Below are 20,751 nucleotides of genomic sequence, written 5' to 3' on the forward strand. Positions count from 1 at the left end.
GACTTGGCGCGAGAACGGTGCCGTCTTCGAGCGTCGTGGAGCGCGCACGGAGGCGGGCATGAGCGTAGGACAGCATCAACTCCCCATTCAATACTGGAAGAAGTTATTTATTTGCTCTACGTTGCATCCGTGTTTCGACATCACTCGCAGCCCTTGGTCACCGCACCCGCCGAGACCGCGGTGCTCGCCCTGCTCCTCGCCGAGGGGCCGCTCAGCCGAGTGGAACTGGCGCGGCGGACGGGGCTCTCCTCGACCGCCGTCACCAAGGCCGCCAGGCCCCTCATCGACGACGGCTACCTCTACGAACTCCCGCCGGAGCGCACCGCACCCGGTGCGGGCAGGCCGGTCAACCCGCTCGCGGTCGCTCCCGACCGGGAGTTCTTCGTCGGGCTGAAGATCAGCGCCGGTCGGCTCCTCGGGGCCGTCTGCGATCTCCGGGCCGGCATCCGGGCCACGGCCGGCCGTGCGATCGGCACGTGCACCCCCGAGGCCGTCGCCGCGCTCACCGCCGAGCTCGTCGACGAACTCCTCGACACCGAACCGGTGTTCCGGGACCGCACGCGTCACCTCGGTGTCACGGTCAATGGTGACGTGGACCGGGACAGCGGCCGGGTTCGTCACTCCGGACTCCTCGGCTGGCGGGACGTCCCCCTCGCCGAACTCCTCGCCGCGTCCACCGGTCTGTCGGTCACCGTCGAGAACGACGTCAGGGCCCTGACCGTCGCGGAGCACTGGTTCGGCGAAGGCATCGGAACCGGCTACTTCGCCCTGGTCACCATCGGCGCGGGCATCGGATCCGCCCTCGTCGTCAACGGACGCCTGCTCAGGGGCGCCTACGGCGTCGCGGGCGAGGTCGGACACATCGGCGTCGACCCGACGGGTCCGCGCTGCTGCTGCGGCGCGCTCGGCTGCGTCGAGGCGATCGCCTCGACCGACGCGATCCTCGCGGCCGTCCGCCGTGACACCGCGTATGCGCACCTCACGTTCGACGAGGTCGCCACCATGGCCCGCTCGGGACACCCCGCGGCCGGAGGGGCGTTCGCCCGGGCCGGACGGGCCATCGGGACCGGCATCGCCGCACTGGTCAACCTCGTGGGACCGGAGCGGGTCGTCGTCAGCGGCGAAGGGGTCGACACGTACGACCTGCTCAGCCCGCACATCCAGGAGGCCTACGCCGCACACGCCTTCGGAGCGGCATCCCGATGCCCGCTCTCACTGCGCCCGCTCCCCTGGGAGGAATGGGCCCGTGGCGGTGCGGCCGTGGCCATCCAGGCCCTCTTCCCCCAGTACGGGGCCACTCCCACGACCGGCGTCGGCTGATCGTCCCCGCAGCCGCCGCGTACGACTCCCCGGCCGTCGCCCTCCTCTGCCGGCAAGCACTGACGAAGGCGCCGACCAGGTAGCACATCCGCCCTGCCCCCACCCTCACAGAAGGATGCGACATGAGCGCACGCAGACCCGAGCTTAGCCGACGCGGATTCCTCACGGGATCGCTGCTCGTCGCCGCCGGAAGCGTCCTGACGACCGCCTGCAGCACCGACCCCACCGGCGGCTCCGCCTCCGGAGCCGAGACCACCCTCAACGTCTGGTACCACGCCTACGGAGAGGCCGGCACCCAGCAGGCGGTCCTCCGCTACGCCACCGCCTTCACCAAGGCCAACCCGGACATCGCCGTCAAGGTGACCTGGGTCCCCGGCGACTACGCGGGGAAGCTCAACGCGACCCTGCTGACCGACGCCGCCCCCGACGTCTTCGAGATCGGCGACTTCAGCGAGGGCCTCGCCCGCCGCGGGCAGATCGCCGCGCTCGACGACGTGTACGGCAGCGCCAGGAGCGACTTCAACAAGAACGCCGTCGACGCGGTCGGTGTCGACGGCAAGCTCTACGGCGTCAAGATGATCGACGACGTCATGATGCTGTACTACCGCAAGAGCGTCCTGGCGAAGGCCGGGATCGCCCCGCCCACCACCTTCGACGAGCTCGTCACCGCGGCGAAGGCCCTCACCACCAAGAAGAGCAAGGGCCTGTTCGTCGGCAACGACGGCCTCGGCGACTCCGCGACCCTGGCCGTCTTCTCCAACGGCGGTGACCTCGTGACCCCCGACGGCAAGGTCGCGTTCGGATCGGCGCAGGCCCTCGAAGCGCTGACCGGTCTGAAGCGCCTGCGCGACGACAAGTCCCTGCTGCTCGGCTTCACCACCGACTGGTGGGACCCCGCCGCCTTCACCCAGGGCGTCGTGCCCATGCAGTGGTCCGGGCTGTGGGCGATGCCGGCCGTCGCGGCGGCACTCGGAGACGACTTCGGGGTGGTGCCCTGGCCCGCCTTCAAGGCCGGCGGCGCTCCCGTCGTACGGGTCGGCGGGTGGACCAGCTGCGTCAACGCCAAGGGGAGGAACGTGGCCGCGGCCAAGAGGTTCGTCCAGTGGCTGTGGGTCGAACAGGCCGACCTGCAGCGAGACTTCGCGGAGAGCTACGGCTTCCACGTCCCGCCCCGCACGTCCGTCGCGGCGACCGCGAAGAAGCTCTCCGACGGCCCGGCCAAGGAGACCGTGGGGCTCGCCCAGCAGCACGGGAGGCACTACCCGGGAACGTGGGACACCGCGGTCAGCAGCGCGTTCAACGCGGCCGCGGCGAAGATCGCCGGCGGGGAGGGCGATCCGGCGGCCCTCCTGGCCGACGCGGTGAGGAAGGCCCAGAGCGAGATAGACAAGCAGCTCGGCCGATGACCCCGGCGACCGACAGCACGGCGAAGCCCGCACGTGCCGGGCGCCCCGCGGACTCTCCGCGGGGCGCCCGGCGCGCGGGCCTGCTTGGCGGGCGTCTGCCCCGTGTCGGCCGGCCCCGTGCCGGTCGACCGGGCGCGAACCGTCCCCGAGCAGACCGCCCCCGTGTCGGCCGGTCCGGATGGATCGCCTTCGTGGTGCTGACCGCGCCGATGCTCATCGGGCTCGGCGTCTTCAAGTACGTCGCGATCGGCTGGAGTTTCCTGCTCAGCCTCAGCGACGCGCGCGGCACCATCGCCCTCGGCAGCTGGGTCGGGCTGGAGAACTACCAGAGGCTCCTGTCCGACCAGGCGTTCCGCGACTCCCTGCTCCAGATCCTGGTGTTCACCGCCTTCATCGTGCCCGTCACCTTCGCCGCCTCCCTCGGGCTCGCCCTGCTGGTGCACCGGGTCAGGCGGGGCCGGGCCCTGCTGCGTACCACCTTCCTCGTCCCGGCGGCCGTCTCGTACGTCGCCGCGTCACTGCTGTGGAAGATGTCCCTGTTCAACGGCCTGCCGACGGGCATCGCCAACATGATCGGCGGCTGGTTCGGAGCGGAGCCCGTGCCCTGGCTGCAGTCCGGCTCGCCGCCGCTCTACTGGGTCGTCCTCGTCACCCTGCGCCTCTGGCTCCAGGTCGGCTTCTACATGGTGCTCTTCCTCGCCGGACTCCAGGCCATCCCCCGGGAGGTCGACGAGGCCGCCGCGCTCGACGGCGCCACCGGTCGACGGCTCCTGACCAGGATCACCCTGCCGATGCTGCGCAACACCTCCGTCGCCGTCCTCATGCTGCTGTTCATCGCCGCCTTCCAGGCCTTCGACGAGTTCTACAACCTGTTCAACAGCGGGCTCTCCGGAACCGGCACCGCCCCCGTACAGACACCGCTGGTCCACCTCTACAACACCGCGATGGGCAGCCAGAACTACGGTCTCGGCTCGGCCGGAGCGTTCCTGCTCACCGCCGTCATCGTCGGAGTGACCCTGATCCAGGGGCGGTTCACCGGGTTCGGCAGGAGCGGAGAGTGAGACACACGTGATCACCCTGCCCGGACTGTCCCGAACCGTCCGCCTCCTCGTACGCGGCCTGCTCGTCGGCCTGCTGACGGCGGCCTTCCTCGTGCCCTTCTACCTCATGCTCCGCAACGCGCTCATGGACTCCCGGAGCCTGACCGCTCCGGAGTGGACGTGGTGGCCCTCGACGATGCACTTCGAGAACTTCACCGCGCTGTTCGCCGACCCCGCCGTCTCCATGGGCCGGGCCCTCGGCAACTCGCTGCTGATCGCCGCCGTCACCGCGCCCGTCTCCACGCTCCTCGCCTCCGCCGCCGGCTACGCCCTCGCCCGGATTCCCGTGCGGGGGCGCGGAGTTCTGCTCGCGCTGGTGGTGGCCACGCTGATGATCCCCGGCTCGGTCACCTTCGTACCGACGTTCGTCGTCGTCGGCTCCATGGGGGGTGTCAACACGCTGTGGGGCATCATCGTGCCCGGTCTCTTCAACCCGTTCGCGGTCCTGCTCTTCCGCAACTTCTACCTCCAGTTCCCGACGGAGATCGAGGAGGCCGGACGGCTCGACGGCCTCGGCTGGCTCGGCCTGTACCGCCGGATCGCCCTGCCGAGCTCCGGGGCGATGCTGGCCTCGCTCGGGGCGCTGTCCTTCATCGACAGCTGGAACTCCTTCCTGTGGCCGCTGGTCATCGGCCAGGACCCGTCCGCCTGGACCGCGCAGATCGCGCTGTCCACCTTCCTCACCTCGCAGACCATCAACCTGCCGGGGCTGTTCGCCGGCGCCGTCGTCACGATCACCCCTCTGGTCGTCATGTTCCTCGTCGCCCAGCGCTACATCGTCGAAGGCATCGCCACCAGCGGCCTCAAGGGCTGACCCCCGCACCACAAAGAACAGGCTCACGACCCCTTCCATAAGGAGATCCCGTGAAACCTCGCACCATGCTCCGACGCGCGACCGCGGCCCTCGCCGTGCTGTCCGCGCTCGTCCTCGGCACACCCGCCTCCGCCACATCGCTCCAGCCCGCCGTCGCGGCGGCTGAGGTGGCGCCGCCCACGCCCCTGACCGGCCCGGAGCTCGCCGCGTCCTGGACCGCACCGCTCAGCACCCGGGGCCGCTGGATCGTCGACGCCGACGGCAACCGCTTCAAGCTCAAGTCGGGCAACTGGGAAGGCGCCCAGGGCACGTGGACCGGCAGCGGGGACATCAACGACCCCGCCAACCACGCCCACGCCATCCACGCCTACAACATGCCCCTCGGCCTCGACCGGGTCCCCATGGCCACGATCCTGGCCGACTTCCACCGCCTCGGCCTCAACAGCATCCGGCTGCCGTACTCCAACGCCCTCGTCCACGACACCACCCCCGTCCCGGACGCGGCCGTCGCCGCCAACCCCCAGCTGAAGGGCAAGACCCCCCTCCAGGTCCTCGACGCGGCCATCGCCGCGCTCACCGCCGACGGCTTCGCGGTGATCCTCAACAACCACACCACCACGGCCCGCTTCTGCTGCGGACTCGACGGCAACGAGCGCTGGAACAGCGGCCAGACCACTCAACAATGGGTGAACGACTGGCTGTTCATGGTGAACCGCTACAAGCACGACAAACGCGTGGTCGGCGCCGACCTGCGCAACGAGGTCCGTCGTGACACCTGGGACGACCCCAACTGGGGCTGGTACGACGACCACGACCTGTACGCCGCGTACGAAGAGGCCGGGAACAAGATCCTCCAGGCCAATCCCGACATGCTCATCGTGATGGAGGGCATCAACTGGTACGGCATCCCGCTCGACGGCCTGCCCCACGGCCGCCCGAACCTGAAGCCGGTGGCCACCCTCTCCCACACCCTGATCCGGTCCGACAAGCTCGTGTACGCCGCCCACTTCTACGCCTACACGGGCCCGGCCAACACGGGGGCGGACAGCGGTCCCGGCTCCACGAGCGACCCGCGCTACGAGGACTTCACCCCCGAGCAGCTCGCCCAAGTGGTCGACTCGGAGGCCCTGTTCGTGACACGGACCGGACAGCACTTCACCGCCCCGGTGTGGATCAGCGAGTTCGGCGCCGGCGGCCGTGGCTCGACCGACACCAAGGAACAGACCTGGCTCCACCGCTTCACCGACGTCCTCGTCGCCAACGACACCGACTTCGCGATCTGGCCCCTCGTCGGCTGGACCGACGCCTCCGGTGCCCAGATGGACAACTGGGCCCTCCTCGGGTACGGCGCGAACGGCGCCCGCCAGGGCATCCAGGACGGCGGTGACTGGCGCGCCGACGACTGGAACAGGCTCGTCACCACCCCGGGCAGGACCGGCCACGTCGCACCGACCACCCGCTGGAACATGCTCGACCTCGACCACGCCGACTACAACGTCTCCGCCACCATGCTGGCGAAGCCGGACTGGTCCCCGGGCAACCGCAAGGGCAACTGCCCGGACAGCCAGCGGCTCGTCGGCCTCGGCCGCAGCGACAGCCGGGGACTGTGCACCGACGCCGGACAGCCGGCGAAGGCGAGCGGCCCCTGGACCGTCGTCACCGACGAGCGGTACGTCACCGGGGGCGACTGGGCGAGCGGTTACAACAAGCTCCAGTGCCCCGACCGCACCTTCGCCGTCGGCTACAGCGTGCGCGCCAACGCCATGGCGGCCCTGCTGTGCGCCCCCGCGACCGCCACCCTGCCCACCACGGGCCGCGTGCTCTGGTTCGACCGCGGCGACAACCGGCCCGCCACCGGAGGCTCGACCGCCAGTGACTGGGCCCCCGGCTATTACAAGGGCCAGTGCGCCGACGACGAGTACGTCGCCGGTGTCGCCTACACCTGGAAGTGGAACCACGGCGGCGTCCCCGACGCCCTGCTGTGCCGCCCGCTCCGCTAGGGGTGCCTTGTCGGTCGGCCCGGCCTGATCGACAAGACACCCCCTAGGGAGAAGGGCCTGTCGGTCCTCGGCCTGATCCCCAGGACCAGGCCGAGGACCGACCCACCCGCATCCCGAGGACCGACCCACCCGCATCGGCGCACCGCCAGGGAGCCACCCATGTCCAGCGAACTCCAGGCAGTCCTCTTCGACATGGACGGCACCCTCGTCGACACCGAGCGGCTATGGCGGCAGGTGGTCGAGGAGGCGGCGAGCGGCCTGGGGCTCGCCCTCACGGACGCGGACCTGGCGTTCGTCCTCGGCCGCGCCGTCGAGGACTGCGCCGCGCACCTCGCCGACCGGACGGCGGGCCGCGCGGAGGCGGCCGGGCTCGGCGAGTCCCTCGAACACCGCTTCACCGAGCTCGTACGCCGACGGGTCGTCCCCCTGCCCGGAGCCGTGGAACTCCTGTCGGCCGTCCACGCCGCGGGCGTGCCCACGGCCCTGGTGTCGGCCTCGCCGCGGCCGGTCGTGGACACCGTCCTCGACGCCCTCGGCCGCCACTGGTTCACCGTCTCCGTGGCGGCGGGCGAGACCCCGCGCACCAAGCCGTTCCCCGACCCGTACCGCGCGGCCCTGACCATCCTCGGCGCCGCTCCGACCGCCTGCGTCGCCGTCGAGGACACCCCGACCGGCGTCGCCTCCGCGGAGGCGGCCGACTGCGCGGTGGTGGCCGTCCCCTCCCTCACCTCCATCCCCCCGGCACCACGGCGGCCCGTCGTACGCAGCCTCCTGGACGTGGACCTCGCCCTGCTCCGCCGCCTGGCCGCCGGCCTCTGAACCGGGGCGTCGGGACTCGGGTTCCGGACGGGACCCGAGCCTGGCATTGCCAAACCCTTGCTTAACTGAACCCGTTAACTAGACAACGTTGTCAAGGTCGGGGCATGGTGAGCCGGAGTTCATGAAGCGCAACGGAAAGGCTGAACGCGATGGTGTACGGAGCACTCGACATCGGGGGGACGAAGATCGCCGGGGCTCTCGTCGACGCCGACGGGCACCTGCTCGTCCGGTCGCAGCGGCCCACCCCCGCGCGGGGCTCCGCCGAGGAGCTCATGGCAGCCGTCTCCGCCGTTCTCGACGACATCGCCACGCATCCGCAGTGGGCCTCGCTCTCCTGCCTCGGCATCGGCAGCGCGGGTCCCGTCGACACCGTCGCGGGTACCGTCAGTCCGGTCAACATCCCCGCCTGGCGCTCCTTTCCCCTGGTGGACCGGGTACGGGCGCACCCGGCGGTACCGGCGGGGACACGCCCGGTGCTGGTCGGCGACGCCGTGGCGATGACCGCGGCCGAGCACTGGACGGGCGCGGCCAGGGGCGTGGACAACGCCTTGTGCATGGTGGTCTCCACCGGCGTCGGCGGCGGGCTGATCCTGGGCGGGGCGCTCCATGCGGGCGCGTCCGGGAACGCCGGTCACATCGGGCACATCAGCGTGGACCAGCATGGTCCCCTCTGCCCGTGCGGGTCGCGTGGCTGCGTGGAGCGCTTCGCCAGCGGCACCGCGATCGCCGCCCACGCGCTCGAATCCGGCTGGACGCCGCCCGCCGGTGCCCCGGCGACGGCCCAGGAGGTGGCGGCCTCCGCCCGTGCGGGCGACCCTCGCGCGCTGGCCGCGTTCGACCGAGCCGGACGGGCCCTCGCCGCCGCGATCGCCGCGACGACGGCCCTGGTCGAGCTCGACCTCGTGGTCGTCGGCGGCGGCGTCGCCCAGTCCGGGGAGCTGCTGTTCGGCCCGCTGCGGCACCACCTGGCCTCGTACGCGGTACTGGACTTCACCCGCGACGTACCGGTGGTGCCGGCGGGGCTCGCGCTCGACGCGGGGCTGATCGGCGCCGCGGCAGCCGGCGCCGCTGCGGCGGGTCTCTCGCGGGCGGGCACCGAAAGCACGGGCCGCCCCGTGTGCTGATCCTGCTCCGAACCCGTCCGCACCCCCCGAACAGGAAGAACGCGTGGATCTCCTCCTCAACACCGTCCAGTCCTACGACTGGGGCTCCACAACGGCGCTGCCGCGTCTGATGGGGGCCGAGCCCACCGGCGAACCCCAGGCCGAACTGTGGATGGGGGCTCACCCCGCCGCACCCTCCCAGGTCCGGCGCGCCCAGGGCCTCCTGCCGTTGGACCGGATCATCGCCGCCGATCCGGAGACGGAGCTCGGGGCCGCGGCCCTGCGACGGTTCGGGCCCCGACTGCCGTTCCTCCTCAAGCTGCTGGCCGCCGAGGCGCCCCTGTCGGTCCAGGTCCACCCCGACCGGGCCCAGGCGGAGGCGGGCTTCGCGCTGGAGGACGCCCTGGGCGTTCCCCTGGGCGCCCCCCACCGGAACTACCGGGACGCCCACCACAAACCCGAGATGATCGTCGCCCTCACCGCTTTTCGCGGGCTGTGCGGGTTCCGGACCCCCCTGCAGTGCGCCGACCTGCTGGACGCGCTGCGCGTACCGGCGCTGCGTCCTCACGCCGACGGTCTGCGTACCCTTCCCGAGGCCTCGGCGCTGGAGCAGGTCTTCACCGCCTTCCTCCGCCCTCCCGCCGGCCTGGGTCCGGTCGAGGCCGTGACGGACGCCGTGGTGGCAGCGGCGGCCGGACAGGGCCCGTACCAGGCGGACTTCGCCGCCTACGCGGAGGTCGCGCGGGCCCACCCCGGGGACCCGGGGCTGCTGCCCGCCCTGCTGCTCCGCTACGTCGAACTCCAGCCGGGAGACGCTCTGTTCCTGGGAGCCGGGATCCCGCACGCGTACCTCTCGGGTCTCGGGGTGGAGATCATGGCCAGTTCGGACAACGTCCTGCGATGCGGGCTGACCTCCAAACACGTCGACGCGGCGGAGCTGGTGAAGGTCGTCCGCTTCACGGCCATGCCGACCCGTGTCCTCAGGCCCCGGGAGGAAGCGGGAGAAGAGGTGTACCCGACGCCCGTCGACGACTTCCGGCTGTCACGGTTCCGGCTGAGCGCGGCCGGACCGGCACGGCGGCTCGGGGCCGGCGCGCCACAGATCGTCCTGTGCACCGAGGGCGGGGCCGAACTCGCCTCGGTGGGGGGCGTCCTGCGCCTGGGGCCCGGACAGTCCGCCTACCTCCCCGCCGCCGCCGAGGCCTCCCTGAGGGGAACCGGGACCGTCTTCCGCGCCACGGTCGCTTCTCCACCACCCCGTGCATTCCACTGAGAAACACATCCCACATCTGGCCTTAACCGGTTCTGTTCCACGACGAGAGGCTGTACCTCCCCAGGGAAGTACAGCCTCTCGTCGTGGTCCCCGGTTCCAGGTCCCTGAGCCCTACGCCCGGGGCGGCGGGCCCGTGGACCCCCGAGGGGTCAGGGAGGGCGTCGGGACCTGGAGCGCCCCCTTGTGCGTGCCCTCGATCACGCCGAACAGGGCACGCGCGACCTCCGCGCCGAACTGGTGCACATCGTGGCTCATGGCCGACAGCGGAGGGTGCGTCAGCCGGCACAACTGCGAGTCGTCCCAGGCGAGGAGCGACACGTCGTCCGGTACGACGAGCCCCATCTCGGAGGCCACGGCGGCCCCCGCGACGGCCATGATGTCGTTGTCGTACACGATCGCCGTCGGGCGGTCCGGGCCCAGCAACAGGCTCCGGGTCGCCCGGGCTCCCTCCTCGCCGACGAAGCCGGTGGACACCTGACGGCTTCCCCCGAGGCCGAGTTCGACCGTGGTGGCCTCGAAGGCCGCCGCGCGGATGGCGCTGTGCCCGAGCCCGGCGGGGCCGCCCACGCGGGCGATGCGCCGATGACCGAGCGCGGCCAGGTACCGTACGGCCTCCGCCGCCGCCGAGGCGTCGTCGGTCCACACCGAGGGGAACCCGCCGGTCAGCGTGGGATGTCCGACGGCGACGGCGGGCATCCCGAGGGCCCTCAGCGGGGCGATCCGCGGATCGTCCCGGTGGAAGTCCACCAGGATCGCCCCGCCGATGGTCCGGCCGCGCCACCACTCCTCGTAGACCGCGGTCTCCTCCGCCAGGTCGCGGACGAGCCGCAGCAGCAGGGAACAGGAGCGCTCGGCCAGGACGTCCTCGATGCCCGAGATGAACTCCATGTAGAAGGGCTCGAGTCCGAGCAGGCGGGCCGGTCGGCAGATCGCCAGCCCCACGATGCCCGCCCGGCGGCCGGACAGGTTGCGAGCGGTCTGGTTGGGGGCCCAGCCGAGTTCCCGGGCGATCTCGAAGATGCGCTCCCGGGTCGCCCGGGAGACACCCGGGCGGTTGTTGAACGCCATGGAGACGGCACCCTTGGAGACGCCGGCGCGCGCGGCGACGTCGTTGATGGTGACGCGGGGGGCCGGGACGCTCACGCCGGTCCCACGCTGAACAGGGCGTTCCGTACGTCGGACACGTCGATGTCGGCCAGGCCCGTGACGGCGATCCGCGCCTCCTCCCCGGGAAGCAGGGTGAGCAGGCCCCGGTCCGCGCTCGCCTCTGCGCCGAGCCGGTCGGGCTGCAGGAGCAGGTCCCGCACCAGCGTCCGGGCCGTGACGACCACGTCCACCGTCCCGCTCCCCGCGCCGGTTTCGACGCGGACGTCGTACTGCGGGGACGGGTAGGCGAACTCCCTGTCGAGGACGGGGAAGTGCACCGCGCGCAGGTCGTCGGCGTCGGCGACGAGGAACTCCTCGGCCGATTCCGCCTCGGGCAGCAGGGCGGCCGGAACCACCAGCCGGACCACCGTGCGTGCCGCGGCTTCGAGCGCGAACGTCGCCTCTCGCAGGACGGTCCCGTCGGCGTGGACGCGGCGCAGGGTCACCGTCGTACGCCAGGGGGTGCCGGACTGGTTGTCGAGGGCGAGCACCGGTCCTTCCCCGTCGGGTACGAGACTGAGGACCCGGTCGGCGTAGACGCGGCGCAGCTCGTGGTAGAGCGGCTTGAGGCGGCCGTCGCCGTCGATGGCGGCCCAGGAGCTCACCGGCCAGCAGTCGTTCAGCTGCCACACGACCGTGCCGGCGCAGACGGGCCAGTTGGCCCGCCAGTGCTCGATGCCCGCGGCCACGGCCCGGGCCTGGACGACCTGGGCCAGGTAGTGCCAGCGGTCGAAGTCGTTCTCCGGCAGGCCGAAGTGGTGGTCGATGCCGCGGTTCAGTTTGCCGTTGCCGTCCTCGGCCTTCTGGTGGTGCAGCATGCCGGGGGAGTCGGGGGCGAGTACCTCGTCGGGCAGGGCGCGGCGCAGCGTGGCGAGGGCGGGCGGGGCCTGCCAGCCGAACTCCGCGCAGAACCGGGGCACGTTCGCCCGGTACTCGGCGTAGTCCTGGCGGTTCCAGACCTCCCACGAGTGGTGGGTGCCGTGGCGGGGGTCGTTGGGGTGGTGGTCCCAGGACCCGGACCAGGGGCTGCCCGCGGTGTACGGGCGGGTCGGGTCCAGTTCGGCGACGATCCGGGGCAGGATCCCGAGGTAGTACCCCTCGCCCCAGGAATCACCGGCGAGGGGTGTCTCCCACTCCCAGTCGCGGAAGCCCCAGAGGTTCTCGTTGTTGCCGTTCCAGAGGACCAGGCTGGGGTGCGGCATCAGGCGGACAACGTTGTCACGGGCCTCTGCCTCCACTTCGCCGCGCAATGGCTGTTCCTCCGGGTAGGCAGCGCAGGCGAAGAGGAAGTCCTGCCAGACCATGAGGCCGAGCTCGTCGCAGACGTCGTAGAAGGCGTCGTCCTCGTAGATGCCGCCACCCCAGATGCGGACCAGGTCGATGTTGGCCTCGGCGGCCTGGGTGAGCCGGGTCCGGTAGCGGTCGGGGGTGACCCGGGAGGGCAGGACGTCGTCGGGGATCCAGTTGACGCCGCGCGCGAAGATCCGGACGCCGTTGACGACGAAGGTGAAGCCGGTGCCGTGCTCGTCGGTGGAGCGGTCGACCTCGACGGTACGGAAGCCGATCCGCCGCGACCAGGTGTCGAGCGGGGCGCCGTCCTCGTCGAGCAGGGTCACGTCGAGCTCGTACAGGGGCTGTTGTCCGTAGCCGCGCGGCCACCACAGCCGGGCCTCGGGCACCTCCAGGACCACCACGGCCTCGTCGCCATCGAAGGCGGCCTCGAAGGCGGTGTCGGAGACGGTCTCGAAGGGGGTGTTGGAGACGGTCTCGAAGGGGGTCTCGCCGGAGGTCTCGACGTTGGTGGCGGAGCCCGCGTGGGAGACGGTGGCGCGGAGGCTCAGCGGGAGGACCGCGCCGCTTTCCGTGCGCGCGACCCGGACCCGCAGCTCGACCCTGCCGGTGGTGCCGTCGACCGTGACCAGGGGGCGGACCTCGGAGAGCCGGGCCGTCGACCAGTGCTCCAGGCGTACCGGGCGCCACATGCCGGCGGTCACGACGGTGGGACCCCAGTCCCAGCCGAAGGAGCAGGCCATCTTGCGGATGTACTGGAAGGGCTCGGGGTAGACGTTGGGCCGGTCACCGGTGAGCGCGCGGACCCGCTCGGCCTCCTCGTACGCCGAGGAGAACCGGACCTCCAGCGGGCCCGTGCGGCCCGTGACGTCGAAGCGATGGACGCGGTGCATGTTGCGCGTCGCACCGAGGGAAGCGCCGTCGAGGAACACCTCGGCGGCCGTGTCCAGGCCCTCGAAGACCAGCTCGGTGCGCTCGTGCGCGCTGTCGTGGACCGGCTCCGTGACGTAGGACCACGCCTGTCGGCCCACCCAGGCGATCTCGGCCTCGTGGTGACCGATGAACGGGTCGGCTATCGCGCCGGACGCCAGCAGATCGGTGTGGACGCAGCCGGGGACGGTGGCCGGAAGTAGTCCGTCCTCGTGGCGCAGGTTCCAGCCCTCGTGCAGCTGGGTGACGTCCTTCATGGTGTGCGGCTCCAATCGCCTGGCAGTGGGCGGGTGCGTGTACGGGGCGACAAGGTAGCCGCGCCGTCGCATGGCTGTCCATGAACCGATGAAGCTGCGGATCTTTTACGGACAGTCGTCGAAAAAGGGGCGTGACGTGCCTCGTTCGGTAACTTTCGAGAGGTCACGGTAACGATTGAGCATCACGCGGGAAATCAGCACTTTACCGGTTCACGTCTGGCTGGCATAGTGCCGACATCCCACCGGTAAGACCTGAGTCGTATCTCAGAAGGAGTTGGGCAATGGGGAAGAAGTCGATGGCGCTCGCGGGCACGCTGCTGACGGCCACGATGCTGACCGTGGCCGGATGTAGCGGGGGAGGGAGTGCCGTCACGGGCGAGACGGCTGCTGCCCCGTCCGACCCGAAGGAGGTCTCGGGCGAGATCAAGGTCCTCACTCACCGGACCGACCTCGTCCAGAACGGGGTCATGAAGCAGTACGCAGCCGAGTTCAACAAGATCTACCCGAAGGTCAAGGTGAGCTTCGACGGCATCACCGACTACGAGGGGGAGGTGAGGATACGGCTCAACGCGAAGGCCTACGGTGACGTGCTGGGCATCCCGGGAGCCGTCGCCAAGAACGACTATCCGAAGTTCTTCGCGCCCCTCGGTACCTCCACGGAGCTGGCGTCGAAGTACCGTTTCGCCGACAAGACCGAGGTGGAGGGCAAGTCCTACGGCATCGCCCAGTTCGGCACCGCCAACGGCTTCGTCTACAACAAGGCCGTGTGGAAGAAGGCCGGGATCACCGCGTGGCCGAAGACCCCGCAGGAGTTCCTCGCCGGCCTGAAGGCGATCAAGGAGAAGACGGGCGCCACCCCGTACTACACGAACTTCAAGGACGGCTGGCCGCTCACCCAGTGGAGCGCCAACCTCGGCGCCGTCACGTGTGACGCGCAGGCGAGCAACAAGCTGGCCGGCCCGGTCTCGCCGTGGAAGGAGGGCGGGGAGCTCCACACGATCGACACCCTGCTCTACGACATCGCCGAGCAGGGACTCTCGGAGAAGGACCCCACCACCACGAACTGGGAGTCCTCCAAGGCGCTGCTCGCCGAGGGCAGGATCGGCGCGATGATGCTGGGCTCCTGGTCGATCACGCAGATGCAGGGCGCGGCGACGAGCGCGGGTCTCAAGGCGGAGGACATCGGCTTCATGCCCTTCCCGGTCCAGAAGAACGGCACGTTCTGCTCGACCGTGACCTCCGACTACCAGCAGGCCGTCAGCATCTACTCCGAGAACAAGCCCGCGGCGCGCGCCTGGGTGGACTGGTTCACCGAGAAGTCCGGCTACTCGGAGAAGGAGGGTGTCGTCTCCACGGTGAAGGCCGCCCCGATGCCCGCGACCCTCAAGGACTTCGTTGACAACGATGTCACGTTCGTCGACCGCTCCGAGGCGAAGACCGCCACGGTCAACGACATCGACGAAGCGGCCGAGATCGGCCTGAACAAGCAGGACTACCGGCAGAAGTTGGTCGACACCGCGCGGGGCGCGGCGAAGGGCAGCGCCGAGGACTTCTTCGCCGACCTGAACAAGAGGTGGGACGAGGCGGCGAAGACCGCCGGCTCCTGACGGACCGGCGGAGCGGGCCCCGGCCGGACGACACCGGTCGGGGCCCCTGGACCTCCCGCAGTCGCGGACACGAAAGGCCGACATGACCGAGACAATCGACACCACTCCCGGGGGCGCCGCCATGACAGGGCGATCCACCAAGAAGGGCAGGGCACACGGAGGGGACCGCCCGGCGGGCCGGCGCCGTGCTCCCGCCGGCGGACCACCCCGTTCCTGGCGGCATTCGCCGCTGCGCCGGATCACACCCTGGCTCTTCCTCGCGGCACCGCTGGCGCTGCTGATCACGTTCACCTATGTCCCCGTGGCGAGCATGATCTCGTACAGCTTCACGGACTGGGACGGGGTGAGCCCGGACCGGGAGAACGTCGGCTTCGACAACTACGTGCAGATCTTCACCCGCCCCGAGCTCTTCCGGGTGTTCTTCGTCAGCGGGTACTACCTGGCCGCCTCCGTGGTCCAGATCGCCGTCGCGCTGTACTTCGCCGTGATCCTCAGCTTCGACCTCAGGTTCCGCAACTTCTTCAAGGGGATCCTCTTCTTCCCCTACCTCATCAACGGCGTCGCGATCGGCTTCGTCTTCCTCTACTTCTTCCAGGACGGCGGCACCCTCGATTCGGTGCTGTCCTGGCTCGGCGTGAGCACCGACCACCCTTGGCTCGGCGATCCCACCTCCGCCAACATCTCGCTCGCGGGAGTCTCGGTCTGGCGCTTCACCGGACTCAACTTCGTCCTCTTCCTCGGCGCCATCCAGTCCATCCCCGGAGAGCTCTACGAGGCCGCCGAGCTGGACGGCGCGGGGAAGTGGAAACAGTTCCGCCACATCATCGCCCCGAGCATCAAGCCCGTCATCAGCCTCAGCGTCATCCTGGCGATCTCCGGCTCCCTGTCCGTCTTCGAGATCCCCTACATCATGACCGGCGGCGCGACCGGCACCCAGACCTTCGTCATCCAGACGATCAAACTCGCCTTCCAGTTCAACAAGACCGGCCTGGCCTCGGCCGCGGCCGTGGTGCTGCTCCTGATCATCCTGCTGATCACCTGGATCCAGCGCCGGCTCGTGCCCGACGACAAGGTGGACCTCGTATGACCCCCGACCTCACCGCCACCCCGGCCCCCGCCCGCGCGCCCCGGCGCCGGCGTCGTCTTCCCGTCGGGGCCGTGCTGACCTACTTGTCGCTGCTCGCCGCCACCGCGGTCGTCCTGCTGCCGCTGACCGTCGTCTTCCTCACCTCCCTCAAGACGTCGGAGGAAGTCGGAGACGGCGGTGCGCTCTCGCTGCCGGGGAACTGGCTGAACTTCGACAACTACGTCACGGCGTTCACCGATGGCAACATGCTCATGGCCTTCGGGAACACCGCGTTCATCCTGTTCTTCTCCATCGGCGGCACCGTCGTCATCGGCTCGATGACGGCCTACGCGGTCGACCGTTTCGACTTCAGGGCCAAGAAGCTCGTCATGGCGCTCTTCCTGATCGCCACCCTCGTCCCCGCCGTCACCACGCAGGTCGCCACGTTCCAGGTCATCAGCGGCTTCGGCCTGGTCGACACCCGCTGGGCCCCGATCCTGCTCTACATGGGCACGGACATCGTCTCCGTGTACATCTTCCTGCAGTTCATCAGGGGCATTCCCACCTCGCTGGACGAGGCGGCCCGGCTCGACGGCGCCAACGCCTTCACGATCTACCGGAAGATCATCTTTCCGCTGCTCAAGCCGGCGATCGCCACCGTCGTCATCATCAAGGGGATCACCACGTACAACGACTTCTACATCCCCTTCCTCTACATGCACTCCGAGGACCTCGGGACGATCTCCACCGCGCTGTTCCGCTTCAAGGGCCCCTTCGGGGCGCATTGGGAGGCCATCTCGGCCGGCGCGATCCTCGTCATCCTGCCGACGCTGATCATCTTCCTGCTGCTGCAGCGCTGGATCTACAACGGCTTCTCACAGGGAGCAACCAAGTAGCGGCGGGCGCCACTTCGCGGGGCCGGGTCGTACGAGGGGACGGCCCGGCCGTCCCCGCTCGCGTGGGGCCGCGTCAGGGGGAGGTCGGCTTCGAGGGCGGTGGGCAGGTGCTGCCCCGAGGGACGAACCGCGCGTACCCCTCGCGGATGTCGTCGACGTCCTCGCCGTCGATGAGGGCGAGGAGCGCGGTGGCGGCCCGGGCGCCGTAGGCCGGGATGTCCCGGGTGACGGCGGACAGCATGGGGCGGACCACCTGCGTCAGCGGCGACTCGTCCCAGGCCACGATCGACAGGTCGGCGGGGATGGAGAGATTCAGCTCCTGGGCCACGGAGAGCGCGGCCACCGCCATGATGTCGTTGTCGAAGATCATGGCGGTCGGCCGGTTCGGGCCGATCAGCAGGGTGCGGGCGGCGCTCGCCCCCTCACCGCCGGTGTAGTCGGTGTACGTCACGGTGGCTTCGGGAATGCCCGCCTCCCGGCAGGCGGTACGCAGCGCGGTGTCGCGGACTTCGGTGTGGGCCAGCCCGGCGGGGCCCGCGACGCGCGCGATGTTCCGGTGCCCGAGCATCGCCAGGTAGCGCACGATCTCGTGCACGCTCTCGCCGTCGTCCGACCAGATCGCGGGGAGGGTGCCGGACGCGGAGGGCGGGCCGATGGCCACGGCGGGCAGGCCCATGGCCTCGACGGTGGGGACGCGGCGGTCCTCGGCCTGGAGGTCCATCAGGAACACCCCGTCGATCCGACGCTCGCCCCACCAGCGCCGGCACAGCTCGATCTCGCTGTCCTGGTCCGCGACCATCTGGAGCATCAGACCGTACGACCGCTCGGACAGCACGCCTTCCACGCCGCTGATGAACTCCATGAAGAACGGCTCGACTCCGAGCGTCCGGGCCGGGCGCCGCACGGTGAGCCCCACGGCCTGTGCCCGCCCGCCGGTGAGGGCCCGGGCGGCACTGTTCGGGCGCCAGCCCAGCTCCTCCGCGATGCTCTTGATCGAGGCGCGGGTGGCCTCCGACACGCCGGGCTGGCCGTTGAGCGCGTACGAGACCGCCACCTTGGACACGCCCGCGCGGCGTGCGATGTCCGCCATGGTAGGCCGCTTCACGCGCCACCCCTGTTCCTTGCCGGTCCGCTGTCGATGCCCTGACTTTACCGCTCGACCGGCAGCGCACCGAGGGGGTCCTGCCTCCCGCCGTTCCTGGAGTTAGCCGGTTAACCGCCGTGCTGCGGGAGCGGGCGAATCGGCTCCCGGCGGGAGCGGGGGGCGCCCGCCCCGGCACGTCATCCGTCCGAGGCCACCTCGGTCGCCTCGGCCACCGTGGCCTCCTCGGCCTCCCAGCGCAGCAGGTCGCCGGGCTGGCACTTGAGCACCTCGCAGAGCGCGGCGAGCGTCGCGAAGCGCACCGCCTTGGCGCGGCCGTTCTTGAGTACCGCCAGGTTGGCGGGAGTGATCCCCACGCGGTCCGCGAGCTCGCCCACGGACATCTTGCGCCTGGCCAGCATCACGTCGATGTCGACGGCGATCGGCATCAGATCACCTCGTCCAACTCGGCCTGCATACGGGCCGCTTCGACGTTACGCGCGACGGCCTGGGCGAGCAGCATCCGCAGCACGAGCACAATGAGAGCGACCCCCAGGATGGCCACGCCGACCCCGCCCATGATGACGGTGACGCCCGGGTCCTCCCGCTGGCCCGGCGCGTTGATGGCCGTGACCGCGAACCACACGAGGGCAGCCGCCACGATCGCGCCGATCACGACGTCGACGTACCGGAAGGCGGCGTGGGAGAACACGGTTCCGCGTCGCACCATCGCCACCAGCCGCCAAATGCAGACCAGGGCGACCTGGACCGATACCAGGCCCAGGATCGTGAGCACGCGCAGCGGGGTCAGCGGGAGCGACCCGTCCTCCGGGTCGGTGGCCAGCGCCCACACCATCAATGCCTGTACGCCCACAGTGCCGGCGAGCACCACTACGAGCACGGCGCGCAGCGCGCCCACTGTCAGTCTTCCCATGGCCCATCCTTCCATCGAGTGGCGATGGGAATCTATCGAGATTCGATAGGTGAGGCAAGGGTTGGGGCGGAGGGCGGAGGGCGGAGGGCGGAGGGCGGAGGGCGGAGGGCGAGCGGCGGAGCACCCGCTCGTCCTGACCGTGCACGAGTCGCCCTTCCGCCCGCATCGGCCGGAAGGGCGACTCGTCGTCCCGCGGGTGCGGGGGAGTGTCCGAGAAGGTCAGTGGTCGGCGGAGCTGCCGCGGACGACGCAGGAGCGGTTGCTCTCCCAGCCCCATCCGTCGCCGTCGGGGTCGGACGCGGTGCCGTTGACGCAGTACGGGTACCCGTTCGGCGCGGTGCCGCCGGTGGAGCCGGTGTCCGCCGCGCTGCCGCGGACGACGCAGGAGCGGTTGCTCTCCCAGCCCCATCCGTCGCCGTCGGGGTCGGACGCGGTGCCGTTGACGCAGTACGGGTACCCGTTCGGCGCGGTGCCGCCGCCCGTCTCTCCGCCGTCGTCACCTCCGTTGTCACCGCCTCCATTGCCGAAGACGGTGGCGGCCTTGGACGTGGTGGAGATGCCGTTCGCGCCGTTGAGGAACCGGTTGCCCCAACCGGTCAGGGAGTCGGCGTTGAACCCGTTCACCATGTCGAGGTACTCGACGCCGCTTCCGTTGCCGCTCCAGGACCAGCCGAGGTAGCCCAGCCGCAGGGCCTGGGCGGTCGCCATGATCGCGTTCTCGTCGGGGTTGCCGTCGCTGTGGGCGTCGCCGAACTCCCCGACGACGAGGGGAAGGCCGTTGCCGACGAAGTGGTTCAGGTAGTCCTGCACCTCGGCTGCGGTGTCGTAGACGCCGTACATGTGGATGGAGAAGATCGTGTTGCGGTCGGGGTCGGAGGCGAAGACCGAAGCGGCGTTGTTCCGCATGGTGTTCGACCAGTCCTGACCCCAGTTGGGGGCGTCCACCATCAGGGCGTGGTCGAGGCCGGCGGCGCGGAGCTTGCGGATGGCGTTCTTCGTGGCGTCCGTCCATGCGCTGTAGTTGCTGTTTCCGAAGGGCTCGTTGCCGATGTTCACGACGACGTAGTCCTCCTGGCCCTCCAGCGCGCTCTTGACGCCGATCCAGTAGTCCGCCGCCTTGTCGAGGGAGGTCGCGGCCCCGTCCTCGCCGTAACCCGTCGTGTCGTGCACCTCGAGCACGCAGATCACCTTGCTCGCCTTGCACTGCCCGATCAGCGACGCGACCTCGGCCGTGCCGGTACGGGTCCACCGGTCGCCGCTGCCGAGGACGACCCGGACGGTGTTGGCGCCCTTGGCGGCGATGTCGGCGATCGAGCTCGTCCGGTCCGGGTACCAGGCGTGAGCATGGTTGACGCCACGCATCACGAACTCGTTCCCGTTGGCCTCGTACACGCGGCCGTTGGCGACGTGGATGCCCGTCGCGGCCGCCTCGGCATCACCGGCAGGGCCGAAGACGGGCAGCAGCAGGCCGGCGACACCGGCGAGGGCAGCGCCGAAGGTCGTGAGCCAACGGCTCCGTGGAATGTTCATGCCTCTCCTTGAATCTCGTGGGGGCTCGCCCGGATATCGAGACAACGTTGTCAAGATGACGTCAGGATCTGAATCCGGGCCATGCGGTGTGCGGGGGGTTGCCGTTGTGCGGCGCGGACTCGTCGGCGCCGCTCGGCTGACGTGAGTCCCCATAAGAAGGCCTCGGCGCCTTCTCCGTG

General features: G+C 70.4%; 17 protein-coding genes. 11 read left to right on the forward strand and 6 right to left on the reverse strand.

Features of this window, described 5'->3' with window-relative positions; all coding sequences use genetic code 11:
- The first annotated feature begins 129 nt into the window (after window positions 1–129).
- The 8 genes from OG580_RS33490 to manA all read left to right on the forward strand — a co-directional run bounded on the left by OG580_RS33490 (window position 130) and on the right by manA (window position 9,835).
- Window positions 130–1,320, forward strand: coding sequence for an ROK family transcriptional regulator (locus OG580_RS33490; protein WP_267047409.1), 1,191 nt, complete (start codon window positions 130–132; stop codon window positions 1,318–1,320).
- A 122-nt stretch (window positions 1,321–1,442) separates the two neighbouring features.
- Window positions 1,443–2,726 (forward strand): ABC transporter substrate-binding protein, encoded by a 1,284-nt coding sequence (locus tag OG580_RS33495; protein ID WP_267047410.1) that lies wholly within the window; start codon window positions 1,443–1,445, stop codon window positions 2,724–2,726.
- A gap of 191 nt (window positions 2,727–2,917) precedes the next feature.
- Window positions 2,918–3,787: a carbohydrate ABC transporter permease gene (locus OG580_RS33500; protein WP_267047411.1), complete on the forward strand. Its 870-nt coding sequence runs from the start codon at window positions 2,918–2,920 to the stop codon at window positions 3,785–3,787.
- Window positions 3,788–3,794: 7 nt separating this feature from the next.
- A complete protein-coding gene (locus tag OG580_RS33505) occupies window positions 3,795–4,640 on the forward strand; it encodes a carbohydrate ABC transporter permease (protein ID WP_267047412.1) in 846 nt (281 codons plus the stop codon).
- 65 nt (window positions 4,641–4,705) lie between these two features.
- Entirely contained in the window at window positions 4,706–6,640 is a 1,935-nt protein-coding gene (locus OG580_RS33510) for a glycoside hydrolase family 5 protein (RefSeq protein WP_267048214.1), read from the forward strand.
- 159 nt (window positions 6,641–6,799) lie between these two features.
- Window positions 6,800–7,459 (forward strand): HAD family phosphatase, encoded by a 660-nt coding sequence (locus OG580_RS33515; protein WP_267047413.1) that lies wholly within the window; start codon window positions 6,800–6,802, stop codon window positions 7,457–7,459.
- A gap of 149 nt (window positions 7,460–7,608) precedes the next feature.
- Window positions 7,609–8,583 (forward strand): ROK family protein, encoded by a 975-nt coding sequence (locus OG580_RS33520; RefSeq protein WP_267047414.1) that lies wholly within the window; start codon window positions 7,609–7,611, stop codon window positions 8,581–8,583.
- A gap of 43 nt (window positions 8,584–8,626) precedes the next feature.
- Window positions 8,627–9,835, forward strand: coding sequence for a mannose-6-phosphate isomerase, class I (gene manA, locus OG580_RS33525; protein ID WP_267047415.1), 1,209 nt, complete (start codon window positions 8,627–8,629; stop codon window positions 9,833–9,835).
- 111 nt (window positions 9,836–9,946) lie between these two features.
- On the opposite strand, the gene OG580_RS33530 is transcribed toward manA, so the two are convergent.
- Both OG580_RS33530 and OG580_RS33535 read right to left on the reverse strand, forming a co-directional pair.
- Window positions 9,947–10,978 carry a LacI family DNA-binding transcriptional regulator gene (locus tag OG580_RS33530; RefSeq protein ID WP_267047416.1) on the reverse strand — a complete coding sequence of 344 codons (1,032 nt, stop codon included), beginning with the start codon at window positions 10,976–10,978 and terminating at the stop codon, window positions 9,947–9,949.
- On the reverse strand, window positions 10,975–13,458 hold the full coding sequence (locus tag OG580_RS33535; RefSeq protein WP_267047417.1) for a glycoside hydrolase family 2 protein: 2,484 nt from the start codon (window positions 13,456–13,458) through the stop codon (window positions 10,975–10,977). Before OG580_RS33535 ends, OG580_RS33530 begins: the two co-directional genes overlap by 4 nt.
- A gap of 281 nt (window positions 13,459–13,739) precedes the next feature.
- Here OG580_RS33535 and OG580_RS33540 point away from each other — a divergent pair, with 281 nt between their 5' ends.
- The 3 genes from OG580_RS33540 (at window position 13,740) to OG580_RS33550 (ending at window position 17,027) form a co-directional block, all read left to right on the forward strand.
- A complete protein-coding gene (locus OG580_RS33540; RefSeq protein WP_267047418.1) occupies window positions 13,740–15,065 on the forward strand; it encodes an ABC transporter substrate-binding protein in 1,326 nt (441 codons plus the stop codon).
- A 121-nt stretch (window positions 15,066–15,186) separates the two neighbouring features.
- Complete coding sequence (locus OG580_RS33545) at window positions 15,187–16,152, forward strand: carbohydrate ABC transporter permease (protein ID WP_267048215.1); 966 nt, start codon at window positions 15,187–15,189, stop codon at window positions 16,150–16,152.
- Entirely contained in the window at window positions 16,149–17,027 is an 879-nt protein-coding gene (locus tag OG580_RS33550) for a carbohydrate ABC transporter permease (protein ID WP_267047419.1), read from the forward strand. The genes OG580_RS33545 and OG580_RS33550 overlap by 4 nt, the downstream gene beginning before the upstream one ends.
- Window positions 17,028–17,100: 73 nt before the next feature.
- On the opposite strand, the gene OG580_RS33555 is transcribed toward OG580_RS33550, so the two are convergent.
- The 4 genes from OG580_RS33555 to OG580_RS33570 all read right to left on the reverse strand — a co-directional run bounded on the left by OG580_RS33555 (window position 17,101) and on the right by OG580_RS33570 (window position 20,572).
- Window positions 17,101–18,117 carry a LacI family DNA-binding transcriptional regulator gene (locus tag OG580_RS33555; RefSeq protein WP_267047420.1) on the reverse strand — a complete coding sequence of 339 codons (1,017 nt, stop codon included), beginning with the start codon at window positions 18,115–18,117 and terminating at the stop codon, window positions 17,101–17,103.
- 191 nt (window positions 18,118–18,308) lie between these two features.
- Window positions 18,309–18,557: a helix-turn-helix transcriptional regulator gene (locus tag OG580_RS33560; protein WP_267047421.1), complete on the reverse strand. Its 249-nt coding sequence runs from the start codon at window positions 18,555–18,557 to the stop codon at window positions 18,309–18,311.
- Window positions 18,557–19,042, reverse strand: a complete 486-nt coding sequence (locus OG580_RS33565) for a DUF2975 domain-containing protein (protein WP_267047422.1) — start codon at window positions 19,040–19,042, stop codon at window positions 18,557–18,559. Before OG580_RS33565 ends, OG580_RS33560 begins: the two co-directional genes overlap by 1 nt.
- A 219-nt stretch (window positions 19,043–19,261) precedes the next feature.
- Entirely contained in the window at window positions 19,262–20,572 is a 1,311-nt protein-coding gene (locus tag OG580_RS33570; RefSeq protein ID WP_267047423.1) for a cellulase family glycosylhydrolase, read from the reverse strand.
- Window positions 20,573–20,751: the final 179 nt, after the last annotated feature.

The organism is Streptomyces sp. NBC_00094 (genome assembly GCF_026343125.1).
Lineage (GTDB): Bacteria > Actinomycetota > Actinomycetes > Streptomycetales > Streptomycetaceae > Streptomyces.